The sequence below is a fragment of the Caulifigura coniformis genome (genome assembly GCF_007745175.1).
Taxonomy (GTDB): domain Bacteria; phylum Planctomycetota; class Planctomycetia; order Planctomycetales; family Planctomycetaceae; genus Caulifigura; species Caulifigura coniformis.
This window is the reverse complement of record NZ_CP036271.1, coordinates 1598343-1621963: the sequence shown is the minus strand read 5'-3', so window position 1 is coordinate 1621963 and position 23621 is coordinate 1598343. Positions and strand designations below refer to the sequence as shown.

Annotated in this window: 22 protein-coding genes; 8 read left to right on the top strand and 14 right to left on the bottom strand. The window is 64.6% G+C overall.

Annotated elements, in window-relative coordinates; genetic code table 11:
* Positions 1-21: 21 nt before the first annotated feature.
* The 5 genes from Pan44_RS06395 to Pan44_RS06375 form a co-directional block, all read right to left on the bottom strand.
* Positions 22-321, bottom strand: coding sequence for an FmdB family zinc ribbon protein (locus Pan44_RS06395; RefSeq protein ID WP_145028387.1), 300 nt, complete (start codon positions 319-321; stop codon positions 22-24).
* A gap of 40 nt (positions 322-361) precedes the next feature.
* A complete protein-coding gene (grpE, locus tag Pan44_RS06390; RefSeq protein ID WP_145028385.1) occupies positions 362-892 on the bottom strand; it encodes a nucleotide exchange factor GrpE in 531 nt (176 codons plus the stop codon).
* A 2-nt stretch (positions 893-894) separates the two neighbouring features.
* Positions 895-2037: a molecular chaperone DnaJ gene (gene dnaJ, locus Pan44_RS06385; protein WP_145034929.1), complete on the bottom strand. Its 1143-nt coding sequence runs from the start codon at positions 2035-2037 to the stop codon at positions 895-897.
* A 175-nt stretch (positions 2038-2212) separates the two neighbouring features.
* A complete protein-coding gene (locus Pan44_RS06380; protein WP_145028383.1) occupies positions 2213-2587 on the bottom strand; it encodes a hypothetical protein in 375 nt (124 codons plus the stop codon).
* A gap of 39 nt (positions 2588-2626) precedes the next feature.
* Positions 2627-2938: a non-heme iron oxygenase ferredoxin subunit gene (locus tag Pan44_RS06375; protein ID WP_145028381.1), complete on the bottom strand. Its 312-nt coding sequence runs from the start codon at positions 2936-2938 to the stop codon at positions 2627-2629.
* A 213-nt stretch (positions 2939-3151) separates the two neighbouring features.
* Here Pan44_RS06375 and Pan44_RS06370 point away from each other — a divergent pair, with 213 nt between their 5' ends.
* The 3 genes from Pan44_RS06370 (at position 3152) to Pan44_RS06360 (ending at position 5752) form a co-directional block, all read left to right on the top strand.
* Positions 3152-4120: a lysophospholipid acyltransferase family protein gene (locus tag Pan44_RS06370; protein ID WP_231754238.1), complete on the top strand. Its 969-nt coding sequence runs from the start codon at positions 3152-3154 to the stop codon at positions 4118-4120.
* A 256-nt stretch (positions 4121-4376) separates the two neighbouring features.
* Positions 4377-5357, top strand: coding sequence for a DUF1559 domain-containing protein (locus tag Pan44_RS06365; RefSeq protein WP_145028377.1), 981 nt, complete (start codon positions 4377-4379; stop codon positions 5355-5357).
* 8 nt (positions 5358-5365) lie between these two features.
* Positions 5366-5752 carry a hypothetical protein gene (locus Pan44_RS06360; RefSeq protein ID WP_145028375.1) on the top strand — a complete coding sequence of 129 codons (387 nt, stop codon included), beginning with the start codon at positions 5366-5368 and terminating at the stop codon, positions 5750-5752.
* On the opposite strand, the gene lspA is transcribed toward Pan44_RS06360, so the two are convergent.
* The 3 genes from lspA to Pan44_RS06345 form a co-directional block, all read right to left on the bottom strand.
* Positions 5746-6291, bottom strand: coding sequence for a signal peptidase II (lspA, locus tag Pan44_RS06355; RefSeq protein WP_145028373.1), 546 nt, complete (start codon positions 6289-6291; stop codon positions 5746-5748). The genes Pan44_RS06360 and lspA overlap by 7 nt on opposite strands.
* 227 nt (positions 6292-6518) lie before the next feature.
* Complete coding sequence (locus tag Pan44_RS06350; protein ID WP_145028371.1) at positions 6519-9434, bottom strand: DUF11 domain-containing protein; 2916 nt, start codon at positions 9432-9434, stop codon at positions 6519-6521.
* A gap of 140 nt (positions 9435-9574) precedes the next feature.
* Positions 9575-10819 (bottom strand): lactate racemase domain-containing protein, encoded by a 1245-nt coding sequence (locus tag Pan44_RS06345; RefSeq protein WP_231754322.1) that lies wholly within the window; start codon positions 10817-10819, stop codon positions 9575-9577.
* Between the two features lie 113 nt (positions 10820-10932).
* On the opposite strand from Pan44_RS06345, the gene arfB reads away from it, so the two are divergent.
* Positions 10933-11370 (top strand): alternative ribosome rescue aminoacyl-tRNA hydrolase ArfB, encoded by a 438-nt coding sequence (gene arfB / locus Pan44_RS06340; RefSeq protein ID WP_145028367.1) that lies wholly within the window; start codon positions 10933-10935, stop codon positions 11368-11370.
* Positions 11371-11494: 124 nt separating this feature from the next.
* Entirely contained in the window at positions 11495-12055 is a 561-nt protein-coding gene (gene frr, locus Pan44_RS06335) for a ribosome recycling factor (RefSeq protein WP_145028364.1), read from the top strand.
* 11 nt (positions 12056-12066) lie between these two features.
* Here frr and Pan44_RS06330 read toward each other — a convergent pair whose 3' ends face one another.
* Both Pan44_RS06330 and Pan44_RS06325 read right to left on the bottom strand, forming a co-directional pair.
* Complete coding sequence (locus tag Pan44_RS06330) at positions 12067-13317, bottom strand: DUF1501 domain-containing protein (RefSeq protein ID WP_145028362.1); 1251 nt, start codon at positions 13315-13317, stop codon at positions 12067-12069.
* A gap of 100 nt (positions 13318-13417) precedes the next feature.
* On the bottom strand, positions 13418-15037 hold the full coding sequence (locus tag Pan44_RS06325; protein WP_145028360.1) for a DUF1549 domain-containing protein: 1620 nt from the start codon (positions 15035-15037) through the stop codon (positions 13418-13420).
* A gap of 140 nt (positions 15038-15177) precedes the next feature.
* Here Pan44_RS06325 and Pan44_RS06320 point away from each other — a divergent pair, with 140 nt between their 5' ends.
* Complete coding sequence (locus Pan44_RS06320) at positions 15178-15555, top strand: hypothetical protein (protein ID WP_145028358.1); 378 nt, start codon at positions 15178-15180, stop codon at positions 15553-15555.
* Between the two features lie 12 nt (positions 15556-15567).
* Here Pan44_RS06320 and Pan44_RS06315 read toward each other — a convergent pair whose 3' ends face one another.
* The 4 genes from Pan44_RS06315 to queG all read right to left on the bottom strand — a co-directional run bounded on the left by Pan44_RS06315 (position 15568) and on the right by queG (position 20472).
* On the bottom strand, positions 15568-17445 hold the full coding sequence (locus Pan44_RS06315; protein ID WP_145028356.1) for a hypothetical protein: 1878 nt from the start codon (positions 17443-17445) through the stop codon (positions 15568-15570).
* A gap of 38 nt (positions 17446-17483) precedes the next feature.
* Complete coding sequence (locus Pan44_RS06310) at positions 17484-18392, bottom strand: UbiA family prenyltransferase (protein WP_145028354.1); 909 nt, start codon at positions 18390-18392, stop codon at positions 17484-17486.
* Positions 18393-18453: 61 nt separating this feature from the next.
* Entirely contained in the window at positions 18454-19170 is a 717-nt protein-coding gene (locus Pan44_RS06305) for a Swt1 family HEPN domain-containing protein (protein ID WP_145028352.1), read from the bottom strand.
* Positions 19171-19290: 120 nt separating this feature from the next.
* Positions 19291-20472, bottom strand: a complete 1182-nt coding sequence (queG, locus tag Pan44_RS06300; protein WP_145028350.1) for a tRNA epoxyqueuosine(34) reductase QueG — start codon at positions 20470-20472, stop codon at positions 19291-19293.
* Positions 20473-20655: 183 nt separating this feature from the next.
* Here queG and Pan44_RS06295 point away from each other — a divergent pair, with 183 nt between their 5' ends.
* Together Pan44_RS06295 and hisS are read left to right on the top strand one after the other, a co-directional pair.
* On the top strand, positions 20656-22131 hold the full coding sequence (locus Pan44_RS06295) for an efflux RND transporter periplasmic adaptor subunit (protein WP_145028348.1): 1476 nt from the start codon (positions 20656-20658) through the stop codon (positions 22129-22131).
* A 153-nt stretch (positions 22132-22284) separates the two neighbouring features.
* Positions 22285-23607, top strand: coding sequence for a histidine--tRNA ligase (gene hisS / locus Pan44_RS06290; protein ID WP_145028346.1), 1323 nt, complete (start codon positions 22285-22287; stop codon positions 23605-23607).
* The last annotated feature ends 14 nt before the right edge of the window (positions 23608-23621 follow it).

Below are 23621 nucleotides of genomic sequence, written 5' to 3'. Positions count from 1 at the left end.
GTATTCAGGAGCGACGAGCGCTTATTCGCCGCTCTTTTTCGACTTGGGGGCGGGCTTCGAGTCGCTCGACTTCGATGACGAGGAGCTGTCGGAGCCGGAGCTGGGCTTATCGGCGGCGGCGGCTTTTTTGTAGGAGTCGCTGCGGTAGTCGGTCAGGTAGAAGCCGGACCCCTTGAAGAGGATGGCGGCGCCGGGGCCGATAACGCGCTCGGCCTGGTTCTTTTTGCACTCCGGACACTTCTTGATCGGCTCGGCCTTGATCGACTGGAACAGCTCCCAGGTATGGCCGCATTTCTTGCAACGGTAATCGTACGTTGGCATGTGTGGAATCAGGCTTTCGCCTGCTTCTTGAATGGATGTTTCAGCTGGCTGGGGGGACGGCGACGCCGACCTTGCTCGGCCGGACGATGCGGTCGTGCATCTGGTAACCGCGCTCCGCTTCGAGCACGACGCTCATCGGTGGCTGATCGGCGGTCGGGATCTGCGTGATGGCTTCGTGGAGGTTGGGGTCGAACGGCTGGCCGAGCGCGGGGATGGGCCGGGCGTCGTGTTTCGCGAGGACGTCGTCGATCTGCCGGAGGACCATTTCGACGCCGGTGCGGAGCGATTCGACGGTGGCTCCGGTCTGGGCCGCGTCGACGGCGCGGCGCAGGTTGTCGAGGCTGGGGAGGAGATCCCTGACGAGCGGCATCGCCTGGTACTTGCGGTACTCGTCCATTTCCTGCCGCCAGCGGCGACGGGCCGTCTCGAGTTCCGCCTGGGCGCGCAGATACTTTTCGAAGTTCTGGTCGCGCTCTTTCGACAGTGATTCGATCTGCGACTGCTCCGGCTGGATGTCTGCCGCTTCAGTCTCAATCTCTTCGCGGGCTTCTGCCTTTTGGGGCTTAGCCATATTCACTCATCCTCCTCGTCGTCGTTTTCTCCGGAGATGAAATCGCGGAGCTTGTCCAACCATGATTTGTGATGCGGCGCCACGTTGGCGTTTTCGTATTCCGCCAGCTTGCGCAACAGCCCTTCGTGTTCGGCATCGAGTTTCTTCGGCACCTGCAGTTCGATCTGCACGTGGAGATCGCCGCGGCGGCCTCCACGGAGGTCGGGCATGCCCTGTCCTCGGACGCGGAAGAGTTCGCCGGGCTGAGTTCCGGGGGGGATCTCGATCGTGTCGCTGCCGGTGAGGAGCGGGACCTCGATGGTTCCGCCGAGGGCCGCCTGGGTATAGGAGATCGGCACCGTGCAGATGAGGTGCTGGCCTTCCCGCTTGAAGAGCGGGTGATCCTTGACGTGCACGTCGACGTAGAGGTCGCCGCGCGGTCCTCCGCCGGACCCGGCCTCTCCTTCACCGCGGAGGCAGAGCTGGACGCCGTTGTCGATGCCGGCCGGGATGCGGACCTGCAGGACGACTTCCTCGTCTTCGCGTCCCGTTCCGCGGCATTCGGTGCACTTGTTGCGAATGATCGAGCCGGATCCCGAGCAGGCCGGGCAGGGGGTCTGGACCCGGAAGAATCCCTGGGACTGGACGACCTGTCCGCGGCCGCCGCAGTAGTCGCAGCGATGGGGGGAGGAACCGGGCTCGGCCCCGGAGCCGCTGCAGCGGGCGCACGATTTCTTCCGCTGGATTCGCAGCTCTCGTTCGGCGCCTTTGGAGGCGGTGACGAGGTCGATGGTCATTGAGGCCCGCAGGTGGCTGCCGCGCTGGGCGCCGCTGCGTGAGCGCTGGTTGCCTCCGAAGAAGCCGAAGCCCTCGAAGATGTCGCTGAACTGGCTGAAGATGTCGTTGACGTCGCCGAAGGGAGATCCGCCGCCGCCCGCTCCCTGGACGCCCGCGTGGCCGTAACGGTCGTATCGGGCGCGTTTGTTTTCGTCCGAGAGGACTTCGTAAGCAGCCGCGCATTCCTTGAAGCGTTCGACCGCCGTGTCGTCACCCGGGTTCTTGTCGGGGTGATTGGCGAGAGCGGCCTTCTTGTAGGCCTTTTTGATTTCCTCGAAGGACGCGCTTTTCGCGACTCCCAGGACCTCGTAGTAGTCGCGTTCGGCCATGGAGGGCATTGATTCTCGTCATTCAGCGCACACTGCCGTTCTGGCAGATTCCAATTGCTGAAGACGACTGTCGCAAGCGGCGTGCCCGGGAGAGAACTCGGCCCGGACGGCACGCCCGCCGCAGAAGAAGAAGAGGTGGTTTCCGCTCGCCAAGCGCTTGGCGTGTCAGGCTTTACTAGGGCGCTGGGGCCGGTTCGGCGGTTTGGGGAGCTTCGGTTTTCGCGGGCTCGTCGGTCTTGGGGGCGACGACAACTGTGCCGTTCGCGTCAAGCTTTGCGAGGTATTTGTCCGGATCCTTCAGGACGGCTTCCCGGCATCCTTCGCAGCAGAGGAAGACATCGCGTCCCTTGACCGTGAGCTTGATCGGCGTCCCCATCGAGCCCAGCGGTTCGTCGGCGACGAGGCAGAGTTTCTGCTTCTCGATCAGCGCCTTGTCGGCTTCAGTGAGGACGGGCTTGTCGTCCTTGGCCGGGGCGGGGTCCGAGGCGCCGCAGCCTGCGAGGGCGATGGCGGCGAGGAGAAGTGTCAGCGGGAGGAATCGGGAAAGCATGAGGAAATCCTTGTCGTCCGTGCGGGAGTCGTCGTTGTTTCAGGAATCTGCGATGTAAACGCCGTCCGCCCGAACCTCGACGGGAAAGGTGCGGACCGGTTCGGTCGCGGGCATGCATTTGGCTTCGCCGGTGGCCACGTCGAAGCGGGCGCCATGCCGCGGGCAGGTGATGCAGCCGTTCTGAAACTCTCCATCCGTGAGCGGCTGGCCATCGTGGGTGCAGAGGTCCTCGATGCAATAATACCGCTCGGCATCGCGAAGGAGCAGGGCCGGAATGTCGTCGACTTCGACGACCAGGCGGCCTCCGACGGGAACTTCATCGATCGCGGCAGCCCGCGTCCACGTACTCATCGCGTCACACAATCCGGTCAACAAGAGGGGCAGAACAGGGGGAGTGTTGCAGTCTGCCTGCCCGATTTCCAGACCCGGACTGCCGTTGCGCCGTCTGCGAGCGGGCCTCTGGAGGGGGACTCAGGCCGATCTCCTCTTGCAGTGGATGGTGGAATCCCGATGATTCGGGCTCGGAGGCCGGTGGAAGCGGCGTCCGCGTCAAGGAGCGACGCCGTGAAGTTCAGGGAGGACATCCAGCACCGGGCCGTTTATCTGGCGTTTCGCGTCGTCCTGTGCGCGTTCCAGATGCTGTCGGTTCGTCGCGCGGCCCAGGGGGCGCGGCTGTTCGCCTGGCTGATGACCCGCGTCGTCCCGAAAAAGATCTCCCGGGCGGACGTGGCGGAGGAAAACCTTCGCCGGGCCTTCGGTGAGGAGATGCCCGCGAGCGAGGTGCAGCGGATCATCAGTGGGATGTGGCAACACCTGTTTCGCCTGCTGGTGGAGTGGTCGCAGCTTCCACGGAAGATGGACCTGACCAACTGTCGGGAAGTCGTCGTGTTTCGCCAGCGCCAGCAGGTGCTGAAGGCGCTGTGCAGCGGCCGGCCGGTGTTCATCCTGGGGGGGCACTTTGGCAACTGGGAAGTGTCGATGGCGACGTTTGGCTTCTTCGGATTTCCGATGGGGGTCATCGCCCGCGAGATGGACAATCCGTACCTGCACGACTGGTTTGTCCGCTCGCGTCAGCAGTTCGGCCACAAGCTGCTGCTGAAGGATGGGGGTTGGGGAGACATGGTGTCCGCGGCCGGGGCGGGGGGAAACCTTGGCATTCTGTGCGACCAGGATGCTGGCCGGCGGGGCGTGTTCGTCGATTTCTTCGGGAGCCCGGCGTCGACGTTCAAATCGATCGCCCTGATGGCGATGGAGTTCAAGGCGATCCTGGTGATGGGTTACGGCATCCGCCTGCCGGACGACTTCGAGAACGCGCGGTGGTCGCAGTTCGAGATCGGGTGCGAGGAGGTCATCGACCCCCTGGAGTACACCGGGGCGGACGCGGTGAAGCAGGTCACGCAGCGGTTTACGTCGGCGCTGGAGCGGGCGATCCGGCGGGCTCCGGAGCAGTATTTCTGGGTGCACCGGCGGTGGAAGACGGATTCGGTGACGAAGAAGAAGGCGGTCAAGATCGCGGAGCGGAAGGCTGCGTAGCGGTTGGCCAGGTCGGACGTGAGAGGGGAGTGCCGTTGGCTCGCCCGGCTCCCCGATGCTGGGGCCTGATGGTTCATCGCACTGGCAGAGCCAGTGCCACCCTCGTCAATGCTGCACTCTTTCTTGAGGGCAGGATTTTGATTGGTCAAAAAATATTGTCTCTCAACTTGAATTGTCGAATTTGACGAAGTAGCTTTTGACTTTCGGCGCGTCTGCTCTCGTGCGCCGAAAGCCCTTCTTTGTCGAGTCCGAGATCATGCCAACTGGTTGTCGATCCGCTGTGCGCGGATTCACGCTCATCGAGCTTCTCGTGGTGATTGCGATCATCGGGGTTCTGGTCAGCCTGCTGTTGCCGGCCGTCCAGCAGGCCCGCGAGGCCGCCCGCATGACTCAGAGCAAGAACAACCTCAAGCAGATCGGGCTCGGGCTGCACAATTACCTCGAAACGCATCGCGTTTTTCCGGCGTCGTACCTGGCCGACACGCGTCACCCGAGCCGGGATCCGGACACGTTCGATGGTCCGAACGGATTCGCATGGGGAACGATGCTGCTTCCGTTCCTCGACCAGTCGCCACTCTACAACCAGCTCCGCACCGACCTGCCTTGCTGGGATCCGATCAATGCCACTCCGGCCGCGACGAACCTGGCGGTCTTCATGTCGCCCTCGGCGACGAACTCCAGCGGGCCGATGATTGTTCGCGATGGATCGGGCACGGAACTGGCCCGGTTCGGGCGTGCCCACTATGTGGCGAACGCGGGGCGAGACGAGTTCTGGGGGTATGCGATCGTCGATGCCAGGGCGATCGCCGACGGGCCGTTGTATCGAAACTCGCGCACCCGTGAGGCGGATGTGCCGGATGGCCTTTCGAACACGGTATTCATCGGCGAACACAGCATCATCAGCGACAAGACATGGGTGGGCGTCGTACCGGGGGCATCAGTCTGCACGATCGATCCGGCGAAGTTCCCGATTACGGCCTGCGACCGGGCCGCGACTCTCGTCAACGTCCACTCCGGCCCCGCGCAGGCGGAAATCGATCCGGTGACCGGCTTCGCGCCGATCCATCCGCCGAACAGCCCGCTTTGCCACGTGTGCCAGATGTACTCGCCGCACATGGGCGGTTCCCACGTACTGCTGGGGGACGGGAGCGTGCGATTCGTGTCGCAATACATTCATCAGCCGACGTGGGCCGCGCTGTCGAGCTGCCGTGACGGCGAAGTCGTGGGTGAATACTGAGGTCCGCCATGAACGATCGCACGTTGATGGACCGCTTCGGCCTGCATTTCCTGGGTCTGCTGGGGGCCGCCCTGGTTCTGTGGCAGCTGATTGGCTGGTGGACGAAGCCGCCAGCCGTCGAGTTCGACAACCTGAAGTACATCCAGTTGCTGTCGACGGCGGTCTCGTCTCGAAAGGCGGACATGGTCTCCAAGGTGGAGAAGGCGATCCGCCAGCGACATTCGCAGTCTCAGATGTCCGACGATGAGCTGGCCCACTTTGAAGAGATCCTGGCCACGGTTCGGGCCGGCAAGTGGGAAGATGCCGATCGCCAGACATTCGATTTCGCCGCGGCCCAGCTCAGCCGCAAGCGATCACCGATCGACCCGCATTCGGGGCACGATCACAGTCATTGAGTCGCCGGCGCTTCCGGTGGCGGGGCTGGTGTCGGCTCCCCTTTGAGCACATAAGGGAGCAGCATGATGAATCCGGCCGTGATTCCGACGTCGGCGACGTTGAAGATTCCGGTTCGCTGCCAGACCTGTGTTCCGAAGCCGACGTTCAGGAAGTCGATCACCAGTCCGCCGAGGCGGAAGCGGTCGATGGAATTGCCGATGCCGCCGGCGGCGATCATCGCGAGGGCGACGAAGGTCCAGCGATCGATCGACCGGCTTGTGAACACGAAGGCCAGCACCCAGACGAGGATGAGGGCCGTCGGGATCGTCAGCACCCAGAACTTGACCCTGGGGTCGAGCTGGCCACCCAGTCCGAGGAACGCGCCCGGATTCTCGACGTAATGGATCCGCACAGTGTCATTGAGATACGACTGCGGCGGCTGCCCTTTCAGGTTCTTGACGGCGTAAACCTTCGTCGCCTGGTCGCAGCCGACCAACGCCAGAATGATCGCCGACAGAAGGGCGACGCGGGGAAGGCGGGAAGGACGAGCAGCGATCATCGGGGAAGTATAGTTTGGCCGCGACCGGACGACAGATGTTTGACTCTTGGGATTGCGAGTGGCGGGCTGCCGGCCAGGAAGGGGGCGAACAGAGGGAAGGGAGGAGGAGCGAAAGTGGGCGACGGCATCCCGGGACGAGGCCGTTTTCGCAACGATGGTCTCTTCCCGGATGCGGCTCAGGAAAATCTTCGCCGTTCCGTCGTGCCCCGGCGTCGACGACCGTGCGTTTACCGCGTGCCGCTGACGCGCTGGACGGGCTGCATCTCTTCGTCGTCGCCGTAGATCACGAGCTGCTGTTCCTGTTCGAGCGGATGGTCCGCGGGAAGCTGCGTGCTGTTCAGGCTGACGCGGATTCGCGGGTGGGCGTTCGGGGAGGTGGCGGTCTTCGCCTGGACGACGACGTCGTAGGTGAGTTCGCCGTTCACGAGGACGTTGGGAACCGGGTCGAACACGATCAACTGCCCGGTCCGCTCGAACTTCGCGTTGCCGGGACCCTGGGCGCTGATGAATTCCACTTCCTGCGGGAGGTCGAACATGGCGACGACCTGCTCGGCAGCGGCGGTTCCGCGGTTCTTGACGCTGAACCGGAAGGAGACCTGGTCACCGACGGCGACGGGCCGGCCGTCGTGTCCGCCATCGACCACCAGTGACGAGAAGCCGGCGACTTCGAGGGCCGTCGCGATTTCGGCATGATTTCCCGAGGCGTCTCGGGCGACGATCTGTCCCTGAAGCGCGCCGGCCGTTTTGGGCGTGACGGTGCAGGGGAGATCGACCGATTGTCCGGGGGCGAGCTGGGGAATCGTCCAGGTCAGCGTGCGACGGGCGGGATCCCAGCGGACGTCTTTCGAGAGCTGGCCCGAGGGATCGAGTCCCATGGGAAGCGATTCGACGACGTTGACGTTCATCAGTGTCTGTGCGGAGTTGTTCGAGACCGTGTTGCTGTAGGTCGCGGACCGGCCGACGAACCGTTTTGTCGGCCCGGTGCGGACGACGGTCAGCCGTGCGCCGACCACATGGAGCGCTGACTGGTGTTTGGAAAGTTCGCGGCCATTCAGAGTGACCATCGAATCGAAGGACCAGTCGCCCTGCTGGGAGGGCGTCATCGCCAGCGAGACTTCCCGGGACTTGCCGCGGGGGAGGTCGCCGAGTTCGTACTCAAGATCGTTGCCACCGGGATGGGTGAGGCCCTGTCCCGGCAGGACGGTCCGGACGAAGACGCCCTTGAGGTCGATGGGGCCGTTGTTCGTGATGGTGAACTTGTACTGGGCCGGCTCGCCGACGACGGCGTCCCGCGGTCCTGTGACCAGGAGCGTGGCCTTCGGTTCGACGATGACGGTTTTGGCCGCGACGGCCGCGGAGAAGCTGACGGTGGCGACGCTGCCGATTTCGCCGGCGTCCGTGGGAGTGATGCGGACGCGGATGAGTTGTTCGGCGCCGGCGGCGAGTGTGCCGAGCTTCCAGATCAGGTTCTTCTTTTCCAGTTGCGATTCGGCCTTGGGAATCGTTCCCGTGCACTTGGAGCCGCGGGGGATGAGGTCTTCGACGACCACGTTGTGGGCCGCCGACCGCCCGATGTTCTTGACGAGGATCGAGTATTCGAGGTCCTGTCCGACAACGGCCTCACTGGGAGCCTGCTTGACGATCGTGAGCTGCGGCTGGGCGGGGCCGATGGCGACGTTTCGATCGAGGACTGCGGCGCCGGAGAGATCGGGCTGCGCGGCCGGCGCCGGGGTGACCGGGGCGGGAGTGGTTGGAGCCGGAGTCGTCGGCAGGGACGCGGGGGGATTGGCCGGGAGCGAGTTCGCTGGCGACGTGGGGATCGAGGAGGCCGGCAGGGGATCAAATGGAGATCCCTGAGGCTGACCCTGTTCGACAGGGAAGGTGTTCGCCGGCTGCTGCTGCGGCCTTGCCGTCGGAGATTCGTCGGGATTGAACGTGTCTGGAGCAGGCCGTGCGGGGAACGAATTCTCGATGCCGAACCCGCCCTTGCTGTCCTGGGTGGGGGGGGCTTCGTTGGGGATCGTGCGGTCGGTGGGGATTGACGAGTCTGGTTCGTTGACCAGTGGCCTGGCCGATTGAGGGATCGACGAAATGTCGGACGGGGGGGAGTCGGAGCGAGTCGTCGCCTCGCCGCCAGTGAGGTTCAGAGGCGGAAAGGGAGGAAGAGAATCCGGCGCCACTTCGGGGCCGGGGGCGGGAAGCTCGGCTTCGGCCACGCGGACACGGCCCGGGGCATTTTCCCGGGCGACTTCGGGCAGACCAGGCGCTGGGGTCGGGGCGAGGCCTGCGTCCTGCGGGCTGGCGATTGCCGGCTCTACCTGCGGAGCGGGTTCGCGACGCTCCCGGGTGAAGCCGGAGGCTTCCGGGTTGAGAGTCGCGGGGGGCAATTCGATGGGAAGTGACGCGGCCGGCTCACGGGTTCGGAGCGGCGGCTGAGCGTCGACCGCGGGGGCGGCGTCGAACTGCGGGGCGCCGGGTTCGACTTCGGTGGTGGACGTTTCGGCGGTGACGCTTTCCGCGGTCTCGGTTTGCGTGCGCACAAACTGGGAGAAGGGATTGTCGTCCGCGGGGGGCGTCATCAAGACCGGGCCGTCGTTGCCCGGAGAGAGCTTCTTGAGGGGCTGCGTCGGTTCCGCTGCCGGGGCGGGGTCGAAGGGATTCGGTTCCGATTGTTCGGGAGCGGTGGGGGGGGCGGCGCCGTCGAGGAGCGCGAACTTTTCCCCGGCTTGCTCATCGAGCGTCACGGTCGAAGCGGGCTCTTCCTGGGCGTCCGCGAGAGTGGCCGTTCCGGAGGCGAAGGGGTTGTCGTCGGGGACTTTCTCGGCCGAGGCCTGGGCCACTTCGGCGGGCGATGGCTCGCCGCCAAAGGGATTGTCATCAGGGCTGACGGCGGCGAGCGCCGCGAGGGGTTCGGCCTGGGCCCGCTCAGCGAGTTTTTTGGGGGGCGCGGCGTCGAGGGCCCCTTCGAAGGAAGTCTCGAGCCCGGTTTCGGGATCGAGAAGCTCGAATTCCTCTTCGGCCGGCTTGGTGGTTCCGGCGGTGGCGGCGCCATCATCGAGGCCGCGCTTCGCCTGCACGACGACGACCGAGCCGACGCCAATAACGCCGCCCAGAGCGAGTGTTTTCCAAAGCATCATCGACATGGGAAGTCCTTTCCCCACGAGCGGCGGTGGCCGCCCTGAGTGCTCCGTCAATGGAGCGATTGGCGATCCGGGACGGACGGCGCAAGGGGCGCCGCAGCCCGACCGGCAACTTTTGCCGGCTTTTAGCAAAGGGGGGAAACTCAGGAAAGAGGAACCAGAAAGCCCTGCTGGTCGAATCTCATCGGTTCCGGTCCGCCGAGCGCCTCCAGGTGAGTCCTGGACTTGATCTCTTTGCCGTAAACCTCGCTGACGAGGACAGTTTCGAGGTGCAGGGTGTCGTGGATGTGGACCACGCGGGCGTGTTCGGGCGGCGTGAGTCCGATGGTGGAGAGAGCGTCTTCGACGGCGTCACGGTCGGTTTCGCAGACGACCGGGAGCATCGCGGCGGTCGGGTGGCCGGCGGTGACGCAATTGACCCGGGTGATCTCGGAGTCGATCTGCGCGACTGTTCGCCGGGTGGTGAACTCCGCGAGCCCGATCCCGCAGGCGTTGCCGTGCGTCATCTCCGTGAGTCCGCGGATGAAGATCCGGCGGACGCGGGCATCGTCGAGTTCGGTGGGGGCGTGGTCGTTGTACTTCCGTCCGACGACATTGGTGTCCATGCCGGTGCCGCTGACGTTCTTGCCGATCTGGTCGATGATCAGCAGGTCGACATCGGGAAACGGGAGCCGCGGCAGCCAGCTGCGGGCCTGGCTCAAGAGGGCCTTCTCGCGTTCGTAGAAGGCTTCGGGGGGAACTGCGGCGATGAGGGCTGTTTCGTCGTAGGCGTTTTCGACGATGCCGACGCCGCACAGAACGCGGCATTTGCGGATGACGGAGTCCGCCACCGCGAGGATGATCTCCTGGAATGTGAAGTCCTTGATGGCCTTGTGGTAGATGGCTGCGCCGACGGCCTTGCCGAGACCGATGAGCATCATCTTGTGGAGGCCGGACTCGATTTCGCCGACGAAGCCGGTATGGGGCTTGATGCGACCGGCGATGATCACGTGGTCGGCTTCGGCGGCGAGCCTGTCGAAGTGGACGGGGATCCCCTGGGGGGTGGTGTCGACGATGACGGTATCCATCGACGCCCTGATCGGCGCACCGACAAATTCCTCGACGATGCCGTAACCTGCGAGCACTTCGCGCTGTCCCTCGGCGGTCGCACCGCCGTGGCTTCCCATGGCCGGCACGATGAATGGCCTGAGCCCGAGTTCGACGCAGTGGGCGACGATCGCCCGGGTGATCTGGGCGATGTTGGCGATGCCGCGACTCCCGGCGGTGATCGCGACGGTCTGGCCGGGCCGGACGCGGTGCTGGAGATTCAGGCCTGCCAGTTGCTGGTGGACTTCGCGGTCGATGTCGGTGACGATCGGTCGGTCGAAGCGTTGACGCACTCGGATCATCCGGGGAAGTTGCATCGATCGAGCGCCTTGCCTGAGGGCAGGCGTCCGCCTGCCGCAATTCAATCGGACCATCGCTTTCGCAGCAGCCTCATCCTCGCAACGTCTCTTGTGTCATGTCCAGCGGACCTGAAGAACTGGTGATCACGAACAAGGTCCGCATTCCGTTCGCGGAATTCGAGTTCATGGCTTCGCGGAGCGGGGGGCCGGGCGGGCAGAACGTCAACAAGGTGAATTCGCGGATCCAGTTGCGGTGGAATCCGACGGCCTCGCCGTCGATCGATCCCGACGTGGCGGAACGATTCGTCAAACTGGCCGGCAAGCGGATGACGAAGGAAGGCGCGATCCTGATCACGGGGCAGGAGCATCGCGACGCGCCGAAGAACAAGGCGGACTGCCTGGAGCGTCTGGCCGAACTGCTGCGTGCGGCGCTGGTGAGACCACGGGTGCGGAAGGCGACGAAGCCGTCGCGCGGCGCGAAGGAGCGGCGGCTGAAGGAGAAGCGTTTCCGATCGGAGACGAAGCAGGGGAGGCAGCGGCCGGCGTCGGAGTGAGAACGGCGGGGCGGCTTCAAATGCGGGGCTGCATGCGATACTTTCAGAATTCACTGTTTTCGAAGTCTTTGCAGGGGCCGGTGCAACCTTTGACCGGCATCGCTCGACGATTGAGGCGCCGCACATGGATCAGGACGAAATTCTTCTCGACACCGAAGACCGCATGGAGAAGGCCGCCGCAGTCTTCAAGAACGCGCTGACCGGGTTGCGGACGGGCCGCGCCACTCCGGGCCTCGTCGATTCGATCCGCGTCAACTACTACGGGTCTCCCACGCCGCTGAAGCAGATGGCCGTGATCAGCTGCCCGGAACCGCAGCAGATCGTCATCAAGCCGTTCGACGCTTCGAGCCTGAGTGAAATCGTGAAGGCGATTCAATCGAGCGACGCCGGGCTGGCCCCGAATTCGGACGGCCGGTTGATTCGCCTGAACGTTCCGCCGCTGTCGACCGAACGTCGCCGGGAATTCGTGACCCGCGTGGGCAAGCTGGCGGAAGACGCCCGTGTCGCGATCCGCAATATCCGTCGTGACGGCAACAAGCACGCGGAGACGGCGGAAAAAGAGAAGACGATGACGGAAGACCTCTGCAAGGCGACGAAGGAGCAGGTGCAGGAGCTGACGAAGAAATACGAAGGCCTCGTCAACGACCTGGCGAGCTCGAAGGAAAAGGAAGTGATGAACGACTGAGCCGCGAAGGCTCAGCCGTTGAGTTCGCCGATGGCCTGGCCCTCGCTCAACTTCATGGGCCGGCCGATGGGAGTGTTGATTTCCCTGGAGGGGTCGACCGACATCGCCTGGAAGAGGGTGGTGTAGAGGTCGGCGATGGGGACGGGGCGTTCCGGTTCGCGGCGGAGTCCTTCGGGGTCCGTCGCGCCGACGACGACGCCTGTCTTCAGGCCGCCGCCGGCGATGACGCAGCTGAAGCCGCCGGGCCAATGGTCACGGCCATCGAGCGGGTTGATGCGGGGCGTGCGCCCGAACTCGCCGATGCACAGAACGATTGTCGAGGCGAGCAGATCGCGCTGGGCGAGATCGTTGAGCAGCGTTGCCAGGGCGGGATCGAGGATGGCCGCCTGGGTCTTGCAGCCTTCAAAGTTGTCGGTGTGAGTGTCGAATCCATCGAGAACGACCTGCACCGAGCGGACGCCGGTCTCGACGAGTCTGCGGGCGACGAGGCATCCGCGCCCGAATCGGGTGTCGCCGTAGGCGGCGGCGACTGCGGCCGGCTCCTTGTCGATGTCGAACGCGGTCAGCTGCTCTGACGACATCATGGCGACCGCCTTGTCGAGCATCTGCCGGTGCAGGGTTTCCGAGGCAGGCCTGGTTCGCCCGGCCTGAAACGCGCGTTCGACGACGGCGAGGCCATCGCGTCGCCGGTCGGTCCGACTGTCGCCGACCCGCGATCGCATGTTGATCAGGCCGCGGCCCGGTTCGTAGATGCGGAACGCGTCGTATTCATCACCGAGGTAACCGCCGCGCGGCAGCGTGAAGCCTGCTCCGCCGGCGAGCGAGATGTGCAGCGGAATCTCGACGCCTGTTGCGGGAAGCTCGTGGGAGAGCACGGCGCCGACGGACGGGTGAACGACGGTGGGATCGGGCCGATAGCCGGTGAGGACGTGGTAGGAGCCGCGTTCGTGGTCTCCTTCTTTCGAGACGAGCGAGCGGATCACGCTCGTGTGGTGCATCATCTCGGCCATTTTCGGGAACGTGCTGGCGATCCGCAGGCCGGGAACGGTGGTGTCGATGGCGGTCGTCGGGCCGCCGATGGGAGTCCCGGGATGCGGATCCCAGGTTTCGAGCTGGCTTGGCCCTCCCTGCATCCAGAGGGTGATCAGCGACATCGGGCGCTCGCTGCCACGCCGTTCCACCGCGCGGGCGGTGAGCGCGGGGAGCGAGAAACTGAGGCCGAGCGCGGCGGCTCGACCAAGGAAGCTACGACGCGAGACCATGAGAGCGGAGGGATCGTGCATGGATGTTGGACCGTGTTCAGTGGTTCGCACTGGCAGGGCCAGTGTCAGCCCGGTCGCGGGAGGGGCTTGCGGGGACCGTTCAATGGTTCCAGGAAAACTCGGTGCTGTTGAACAACGTCCAGATCAGGTCGGCGACGGCCTCGTCGCGTTTTTTGCTGGACGCCTCGGAGATGCGATTCGTGAAGAACTCACTTTCCTCGGTCGTTGGCCGTCGCGTGAGGCAGATGAGGTAAGCCACCTCGACGCATGAGGCCGGGTCGGGTGCGCTGTTGGCGATGCGGGTCGTGGCATTGAAGGGATTGGGTTCGGTCAGGTCCTTCTGAAGTTCGCCGTTCATGCGGAGGAGCGCCTGGGGGACGGTGCCGACTCGTTCTCCCAATTCGTTTTCGCCGGGGTCGCCGAAATCTTCGACGAAATCCCGCTCGCGGAAGAAGCGGAGCGCTCGCGTGAAGAGATGGGAGTTGCGGTCGATCGTCCGAATGCTCGCGGCCTGCAACATGCTGCCGACCACCTGTTCCGGCCGCAGACGAACCAGCGGGAAGACCTCCCAGTGACAGCCGCCGGCTGTAGACCCGGACGCATTCTCTGGGACTCGCGAATCGACTCGGAAGGCACTGCTGCCGGCGACCACAGCGACCAGGCGGCGCAGGTCGCGACCGTGCCGCCGGAAATCGTCGGCCAGCACATCGAGCACGGCGTTCTGTTCGTTGAAGGCCGGATCGTCCGGATCGGGAAGATCATCGACGGGGCGGTCGGCGATCAACGGCCGGCCGAACATCAGCCCCCAGACCCGATTGACGATCGCGCGGTCGAAGCGGCGGTTGTCGGGATGGGTCACCCAGGCGGCGAGGCGCTTTCGGGGGGAGCCATCGGCCGGCAGCCATTCGGCTCCGAAAGGAACGGCGGGCTCGATGACGCGCTTCTCGAGGGTTTTGCGATCCTCGATCTCGAATGGGGTCTTCCGTCCATCATCGACACCGACGATCGACATTCGCGTCTTTCCGAAGCAGGCGGCGAGGCCTTCAAACTCGGACTGCTTCCAGTGGGCGAACGGATGATCGTGGCATTGGGCACAGTCGATCCGCTGGCCGAGGAAGGCGCGAACCGCGCGGCCAGCCAGCTTGTTCTCATCGAACGCGTCGTTGGCGTAGGCGGCGGAGATGAAATTGACGGCGGGTTTGTCGGTCCACACGCCGTCGGTTGCGATCATGTCGCGAACCATTTCGTCATAGGGCCGCCGCTTCTTCAGTTGTTCGCTGAGCCAGGCGGTGAAGCGATCGCGGCGGAAGACGATGAACTGTCCGCCGTCGACTCCCACAAAAGCGCGGGCGAGTCGCTCGGAAAAGTAGTCGGCGAAGCGGACGTCGTTGAGCAGTTGAGCCGTCCAGTGGGACAGGCGATCCGGGCGCGTGTCGTTCTCGAATCGCCGGATCTCTTCCAGGGAGGGGACGGTTCCCGCCAGCGCGAGAGTGAGCCGGCGGAGGACGGTCAGGTCATCGGCCGGGGCCGCCGCTGTGAGCCCATGAGCAGACCAGGATTTCGCAAGCAGGCCCTCCAGGCGTTCGATGGTCGAAGCGGTTCCACCCGTGTCGGCTGAAACGAGTGGACGGTCGGGCAGGGGGGGCTGGACGGCGTACCCGGTCACTCCGAGGACGGCGGCGACGACAGCCAGCGGCGCTACGACGGTCGGCAGTCGCATCCGACGCTCCTGAGACGGGCATATTGCGGTTCGTTGATCGTAATACGCGGGCGAGGGGGACGGGAGATGAATTGAATTGCCGGTCGACTCGGGAATGACGGAAGTGAACCGGGACCGCGAAACAGGTGTCTGCCGCGGGCATGAAGGGCTCGGACTCCATTCTGAAGACCGTTACGACCGTCGCCGCGCGACTGGCGCCGGAAGATCTGCGGCCGGGGCAGGACATCGCCGTCCTGACGGAAATCCTGGAGTGTCCAACATGGCTGTGGCCGGGAGAGGTTTCCGGCGTCCGGCCCGATGAGCCGGTGCGACTGCAGATCACCGGCCGGGGCTCCGGCCGGCCGCTGCGGATCAAGGCGGTCTGCCTGCCGTTCGTGCTCGTCTCGCGGATCGACGGGAAGTTCCGGACGCTCGACGTCCGTCGGGTTCAGCTGGTGAAGCTCGATCGGGACTTTGCGAAGCTCGTCCGCAAGTCGCTTCGCCGACATGCCGGCGCGCAGACTCCGCCTGAGGCGTAGCGGCACGTTGCTCTACGCCTTGCGGATAAAGTGCTCGGCATAGCTGCGGACCTGACGGCCGTTCAGGACGTGGAACGTCCGCAGCCGCTGAATCGTTTCCTGGCTGAACTTCGACAGCGGCACGTGGATCAGTCGCTTGCCGTATTTTTTTGCGAGTCGCCGCCAGCCCGGCCCCGGCGGGGAGGGCGAAAGGAGCGCGATGTGTCGTTCATGCGAATGAAAGCAGGCCGCGGCCAGCAGGCGTTCTTCGAGCGTGTCGGCGAAGTCGAACCGCTTGTCACGCCAGACATCGGGGATCGCCCGCGGCGGAAACAGGAACATGGCGCCGCCGTAGGTGGCGGCGGCGATACCAGGGCCGACAATGTCCTTCGCGAAGTGGGTCGCGAAAAACGTGAGGGTCGACTCGTCCTGGTGCTCGGCATGCCAGGTGATGCGCCACGGATACTCGCGCGGGTCGGCCGGTGAGTCGAAGATCATCAGGACGCAGTCGAGGCTGCCGCGCGTCGGCGGGAGGACTTTGACGTAGAGATCGCCCGTGTGCCAGTTGCGGAGCGTCTCACGGATGTCGAGACCATCAAGCAGGCTGGTGCTGAACTTCTCGGTGCGAGCGAGATCCTGTCCCAGCAGGCTCAGGGCCTGATCTTTCACGGCCGTCCGGAACCGCTCGATCGTCGTATCCTCGGGGGGCCAGCTGCACTGACTGAAGGGGTTCCATTGCATGGCCCAGCGCATCTGGTCGATCTTCGGCGGCCGGCGGTTGAGCTCGAGGGTCCGCCAGACCACCGGCTGACCTGGCAGCCGGGATTTGGCCATCAAGGTGTCGCCGTCCGGCATGCGGACCTTGCCGATGCCAAACCGCACTTCGGGCCACGCGGCCTGTGCGGGGTAGGGATAGTCGCGTGCGGTTTCGGCGACATGGATCGCGTACTGGTCTCCCGCCATCTGCCTTCCCGCCACGATCAGCGTGTACAGATCGGGAGTGAGCCGGCGTTCGATGAGCGAGAGGTTGCGGATGTACTTGAGCATGGTCGCCAGCAGATGCGGCGTGATGCTGCGGGCCCGCTGCTTGAGATCGGCCCGGTAACGGTCTCGGGCGACCAGCAGGAGGTTCTTGACTCCATCGAGCGAGAGGTTTTCATCGTCGTCGAGGTCGGCGCGGGCCCGTTCATAGAGGCCCGTGATGTGCGGGAGTTCTCCGAGAAAGAAGAGCATCGAGGCGGGGTCGACGCCGCACAGTTCGGTCTCCTCGACCTCGGCGGCCGATTCGGGAGGGGGCGACTTTTCGGTGAACGCTTCGCGGATCCAGGGCCAGTCGCTGACGGCACACAGGCAGAGAATCGACTTGTGACGCAGTTCCAGTTCCCTCAGCCGGGCTGCCATGTGCAGGATGCGGTCGTTCCAGGCCCCCTCAGGGGGCCGCGGCAGGCTGGGAAGAACGGCGGCGGCGAACCGGTCGAGCGTCGTCTTCTTCAGGGCGTAGGCATCGGGAAGGTTGAGTGCTGCCGGGAGGTATTCTTCCGACTCACGATCGATGAAGGCCCGCGCAATGTTCTCCTGCAAGGCCACCCGCAGCGCCGCGATCACCGGCTGGCAGGGATCGATCGGGACATAGCTGCAGGCCTTCGACTCGTCGGGCTCATCCGAGTCGTCTTCTTCCGGGGACCAGTCGGTCGCTTCAAAGCGGGGGGACTCGCGTTGAATCACGGCGGAGACCGCGGGGAGGACGTCGATCGCGCGTTCGACGTCGTGCTGGAACGAGGGAGGGAGCGGCACCGCCAGGCAGTCGAACCGCTCCATCAACATCAGCCGCCGCACGGCGACGGCGAAATCGCCGCTGCCATGAAGCACGGGGACAAGGGTGATGCGGGGGCCGAGACGGAGGAAATCCATGGGGATATGTTAGCACAGCGAGAAGCCGGGCTTCTTCCTTACGTCATCGTCATCCACTTGCCCAGCAGGAGCGACGGAAACAGCAGTGCCACGACGGCGAGGGCGGTCCCCGTGTCTCCTGTCGCGGTGTAGATCACCGTGGCATCGATGGTGATGATCGACAGGAGCATGATGCGGACTGCGGCCTGCACCCTGGCCGGTCGCAGATCCGCGACTGCCTGGAGCGCGCGGCGATTGATGACGACGGCGATGACTCCCAGCGTTGCGAGCGCGCGGGTCGAGTCCATGTGTGGCGCAATCCAGACGGCGGTGGTCAGCAACCCGAGATTCAGGACGACCTGGCCGAAGATCAGTCCGCCGCGTCCGCTCGTTTCCGCTTCCTTCTTCGCGAAGATGGTGACGCCGGCGACATAGATCGCGAGGCCCGTAGCCACGAGCGACCCGTGCGAGGTGAAGAGCTGGGACACGTCTCCGGCCCCCGAACTGCCGCCCAGAATGACGTTCAGGAATCGGCAGCCCCCCATCAGCAGCGGCCCCAGCGGGGTGTGCTTTCCCCAGCCATCGTACAGCACGATGTTCACGAGCAGCAGCAGCGCGACCAGCAGGGACTTATAGCCGGCAAGCTGGCTGGCGATGAGGCCTGTCACGATCAACAACACGGCAAGGCGGATGGCGTTCCGCAGGCTGACGCGGCCGGAAGGGATCGGGCGCTGCGGGCGTTCACGGGCATCGATCTCGCGATCGAACACGTCATTCAGCACCATCCCCGCGAGATACAGAGCACTGGAGGCGACGACCAGGGCCGCCAGGGTCTGGGGGCCCTGGATGGAAGGATCGGACAGATGCCGGACCCCGCGCAGAACGAAATAGCCCATGAAGACGTCCGCCATCGCGGTGAAGACGGCGGGGAGGCGGCAGAGCTGTGCGTAGGTGCGGAGGGTCGACATGCGGCCCAGCGTGGAGAGCGACCGGCGACCGGTCAAGGATCCGCGTTTCTGACGGCCGGGCCTACGACTCGCAGTAAGGGCATTCCTTGCGATAGATGATCTTCCGGCAGCGCTGGCATTCGTGCGGGCCGAACAGGATCGGCGGGTCCATCCTGTACTGGCGATAGATCAGGTAGATGAACGCGAGGAGCAGCGTCGAGATGAAGAAGTATCGGGACGGCTCGGTCATGTCGCGTTTCGCGACCAGGTTGTAGAAGGTGACGCCGAAGCAGAAGGTGTAGAACGCAATGACCCACGGCCGGTTGCGGTTGAACATCGACTGCTGGATCTGGGTGTTCACTTCCTCGGCGACATAGGCCTCGAGCAGATCGCGCTTCTGGTACTCCAGTTCCGGCAGTTTCCGGGACTCGGCGGCCTGGAGCAGTCGGCGGACGCTGTCGAGAATGCGGTAGGTGTCGTCGAAGTCGAATTCTTTCTGGTGGGCCCAGCGGTTCCGGTACTCGCGCAGTTCGCTGACGAGGCTGCGTTCGGCGTGGCCGAGCGAAGTCCGGAAGACGGCGTTCCACTGATCCCACATGACGGTCAGCAGGGCGTGGGCATCCCAGCGGATGCTGAGGCCGTCGGCGGAGAGGCGGTTCCGGTCATCACGGAAACTTCCGGAGACGGAGTTGACCCAGTTCTCCTTATACACTTCGCGGAGCTTCGTCTCCGCGAAGTCGGCCATGCCGGCGGTCAGCAGATCGAGAGCAGTGGCGACGCGTTCGTGATTGCTGGGCACAGGCAGTTCTCGTCTCGAATCAAATCGAGACGGCCAGGGAAGCGATCTTCAGGGGAGACTCTCTAAGTGTGCATGCTGGTTGGCGCGGCGGCGAGGGTTTCGGGTCGCTTCAGAGCGAACTTAGCGGGAACCCGAATGTCCGCGGGCGTTCGACTCCCCAGCGTGCATCGCGTCCGACTTCACGGCCAGATCGGCACATTCGTTGTTTTCCGCAAATTCGCCCCTCGATCCCGCGCGATCTCGCAATCGGGCCTCAGCCCATCCAGCGGCGTCGCGGATCAGTGGTGACGCTGAAGCCTTCGCTGCCGCGAGGGTCGGGAGGTCTTCGAGGGTTCCGGCGTTACCGACGGCCAGGCAGGCGCTGCGCGTCAGGGCTTCCAGTCCCGGGCGAGCGAGAGGCGTCTGTCCGAACTGCTGCTGGAACCGTGATTCGTCCATCTCCAGCAGCGGGGCGAGCCTCAGTGAGCTGTTCTCGGGACCGGCGCGAAAGGCCTGGTCTTCAGCGAGAGGAGCCTTCCGGTTCCACGGACAGACTTCCTGGCAGATGTCGCAGCCGAATGCCCAGTCCTGCATTCCGGAAAGCAGGGATTCCTCGATCGGGCGAGCGCCGAGTTCGATCGTGAGGTAGCTGATACAGCGCCGGGCATCGAGCACATAGGGGGCGATGAAGGCGTCGGTCGGGCAGGCCTCGAGGCAGCGCGTGCACGTTCCGCAATGGGCCGCATCGTGCGGGGCATCGGCCGGCAGTTCGACGTCGGTGAGGAGCGCTGCGAGAAAGAACCAGCTTCCCAAACGTTTGTTGAGCAGCATGGTGTTCTTGCCGAACCAGCCGAGGCCGGCCCGACGGGCGAAGTCGCGTTCGAGCAGCGGAGCGGTGTCGACGACTCCGCGCGTGCGGCATCTGGGATGGGCGTTGTGGAGCAAGGCGGCCAGCTCTTTGAGGCGGGCACGCAGCACATCGTGATAATCGGCCGGGATGCGGGCATAGCGGGCCACGCGGCCGTCGCCGGGCTGCGGTTCGGGTTCGTCTCCGCTGTAGTAGTTGACGCCCAGCATGATGACGGTGCGAACTTCGGTCAGCATCGAGGCGGGGTGGTCGTACGCCTCGCGCCGCCGTTCGAGGTAGTGCATCTCTCCGGCGAAGCCCGCGCTGAGCCATTCCCGGAACTCGGGGGTCGTGGTCGGGGCGGCGGCCGGGGCAATGCCGACGAGGTCGAACCCCAGTCGCCGGGCTTCGGCCTTGAGTCGGTCCGCCAGATGGGCGGGATCGGGAGTGGTGGGGGAGATGGACACTTCGGGCATCGGGAATTGCGGGCCCCGATTATCGGGAGTGTGGGCCGAATGTCGAAGTCGATTGCTCCGGGGGAGGCGGCGCGGGTCGATCTTGACCGACGGATGAGGGACTTGAATGATGCCGGAACCCCGATCGCTCTCCGCAGCCCGACTGCGAGTTTCCGGGGGCCTGATCTCCATCATGCTGTGCTCATGTCCCCCGACAATCCCCGGATCGCCCGATACTCCCTGTTCACGCTGCTGATCGCTGCGGCGGCCGTGGGAGGAACGACCTTCAAACTCTGGTGGCCATCGGTTCAAAGGATGGTCCATGAGGTCATTGCGAACGGTTCGTCTCCCGGCGAGGAGGACCACCCGCACGACGACGGGCATGACCATTCCCACGGAAGTGAGAACTCGATCGAGATTTCGCCGCAGGCCATGAAGAGCCTGGGACTGGATGACTCGACGCTCAAGCCGGCTGTGCTCTCGACGTACCGTCAGTCGATCACCGTGCCGGCGATCATCGTGGGCCGGCCGGGACGCACGCGGCTGGAAGCCTCCACTCCGATCGCCGGCGTGATCACGCACGTCCACGCGGTGCAGGGGGAAGCGGTTCAGCCGGGGGCCGTGCTGTTTCAGCTCAGGATCACGGCGGAGGCGATGGTCAATTCGCAGATGAATCTTCTCCGGCTGCTGGGGGAGCTGGACGTCGAAACCCGGGAAATCGCCCGGTTGTCGAAGGCCGTCGACACCGGGGCGGTCGCGTCACGGAACCTGCTGGAGCGGCAGTACGCGCAGGAGAAGCTTCAATCGCAGGTGGATGCGCTGCGGGAAGGGCTCAGGCTGGTCGGCCTGTCGGACCGGCAGATCGAAGAGATCGTCGCCAACCGCAAACTGCTCAAGGAACTGCTGATCGTCGCGCCGTCACACGACGACCATTCGGACGAAGAACTGAAGCTGGCCGATTCTTCGGTCGATCCGGCGGCGTTTCACACGGCCTCGGGCAAGGAGGACTCGGCTGAGGGGGACGAGGAATCTCGACCGTTGATTCTTCAGGAAGTGCTGATTCATAAAGGTGAGACTGTTGCTGCAGGCCAGACGCTGGCCGTCCTCACCGACAACTCCGAGTTGTTCATTGAAGGGCAGGCGTTCGAGCAGGACGCCGCATGGATGACGGAAGCGGTCCGCAAAGGCTGGAAGGCCTCGGCGGCGATCACGGCGCCGGGGGGCAGAACCGTGGTGATTGAAGACCTTGCGTTTGCCTACACGGGAAGCGTCGTCGATGCGGATGCCCGGACGCTGCCGATTTATGTACGGCTGCCGAACGTCGTGGAGCGGTCGGAAAAGAGCCCTGACGGGCAGAGTTTCATCGACTGGCGCTACCGGCCGGGGCAGCGGCTGCAGCTCCGGATTCCCGTCGTGGAATGGAAGGACAGGTTTGTGTTGCCGGCCGACGCGATCGCGCGTGACGGTCTCGATTCGTTCGTGTTCCGGCAGAATGGCCGGAAATTCGATCGCGTTCGTGTCACGGTTGAGTACCGCGACCGGGACACGGTGGTTGTTGCGGACGACAACCAGCTCTATCCGGGGAACGTCATCGCGCTGCGGGGGGCCCACCAACTGCAGATGGCGCTCAAGAATCGTTCGGGCGGGGCCGTGGATCCGCATGCCGGGCACAACCATTGATTGGCGGCCGCGACGGTCGACCGCGTGGATTCCGCGGCAGAACCTGAGCTGTGTGTCGTGTCGACAGGTTTGACATCTGGCGGCCGGTCCCGGAACCTCGCCGCCTGATTGAGTGTCCCTCTCACTGTTTTCTGCGTTTGATCGTTGTTTCTCATGGCCGATTCGCTCATCAGCACCCAGACCGTCAAGGGTTTTCGCGACTCTCTCCCGGACGCGATGATGGCCCGCGAAGCGCTGATGGAAACGGCCCGGCGCGTTTACCGCAGCTACGGTTTCAGTCCGATCGACACGCCGGCGCTGGAATACTCGGAAGTGCTGCTGGGCAAAGGGGGGGATGAATCAGACAAGCAACTGTTCCGCTTCCAGCAGGGGAAGCGGGACGTGGCCATGCGGTTCGACCTCACCGTGCCTTTCGCCCGATTCGCCGCCGAACACCTGAACGAGATCACGCTGCCGTTCAAGCGCTATCACATTGCGCCCGTCTGGCGCGGGGAGAACACTCAGCGGGGACGTTATCGCGAATTCGTCCAGTGCGATTTCGACACCATCGGCACCGATGCAAACGCATCGGATATCGAAACCCTGATGGTCATCCACGACCTGATGGAAGCGATCGGGTTCAAGGCCTTCACGATCCGGGTCAACCACCGGCAGATGCTGAACGGACTTCTGGAGCGGCAGGGGCTTCTCGAAAAGTCGACGGGTGTTCTGCGGGCGCTCGACAAGCTGCCCAAGATCGGCCGGGAGGCTGTGGTCGAGGAAATGACCGGCCAGGTGGGAGCGACGCCTGAGCAGGCGGGCAAAGTCCTCGACTTCGCCGAGTTGAGAGGCACGCCGGACGAGATCCTGGCGCGTGTGTCCGAAACCGTGGCCGGTAGCGAGCGTGGCGAGACAGGCGTGGCCCGTCTGCGGGAGCTTTTCGACGTCTGCCGCCGGTCGGGCCTGCCGGCGGAGCGGATCCGGCTCGATGTCTCGATTGCGCGCGGGCTCGATTACTACACCGGCACGATCTACGAGACGTTCCTCAACGAGGACGAGAAGATTGGCAGCGTCTGCTCGGGAGGCAGGTACGACAACCTGGCTGCGCTGTTCACGAAGCAGCCTCTTCCTGGGGTGGGCGCGAGCCTGGGGCTCGACCGGCTGCTGGCGGCGATGGAGAACATGGGGCTCGTGAAGTCGGCGGCGACCCCGGCGCAGGTGCTGGTCGTCTGCTTTGATGAATCGCGGCTCGGCGACTACATGGCGACGGCCCGGGCGCTTCGCCAGGCAGGAGTCCCGACGGAGGTTTACCCGCAGGCGAAGGGGCTGAAGAAACAGCTGCAGTACGCGGACAAGAAGGGCTTCACGCTGGCGGTGATCGCCGGTGAGAACGAGTTCAACGCGGGCGTCTGGCAGGTGAAGAACCTGAAGGCCCAGCAGCAGGAGACGGTGGCGGCGGCAGAACTGGTGGACCGCGTTCGGGCGATCCTGGGTTAAGAGCGAGTTGATGG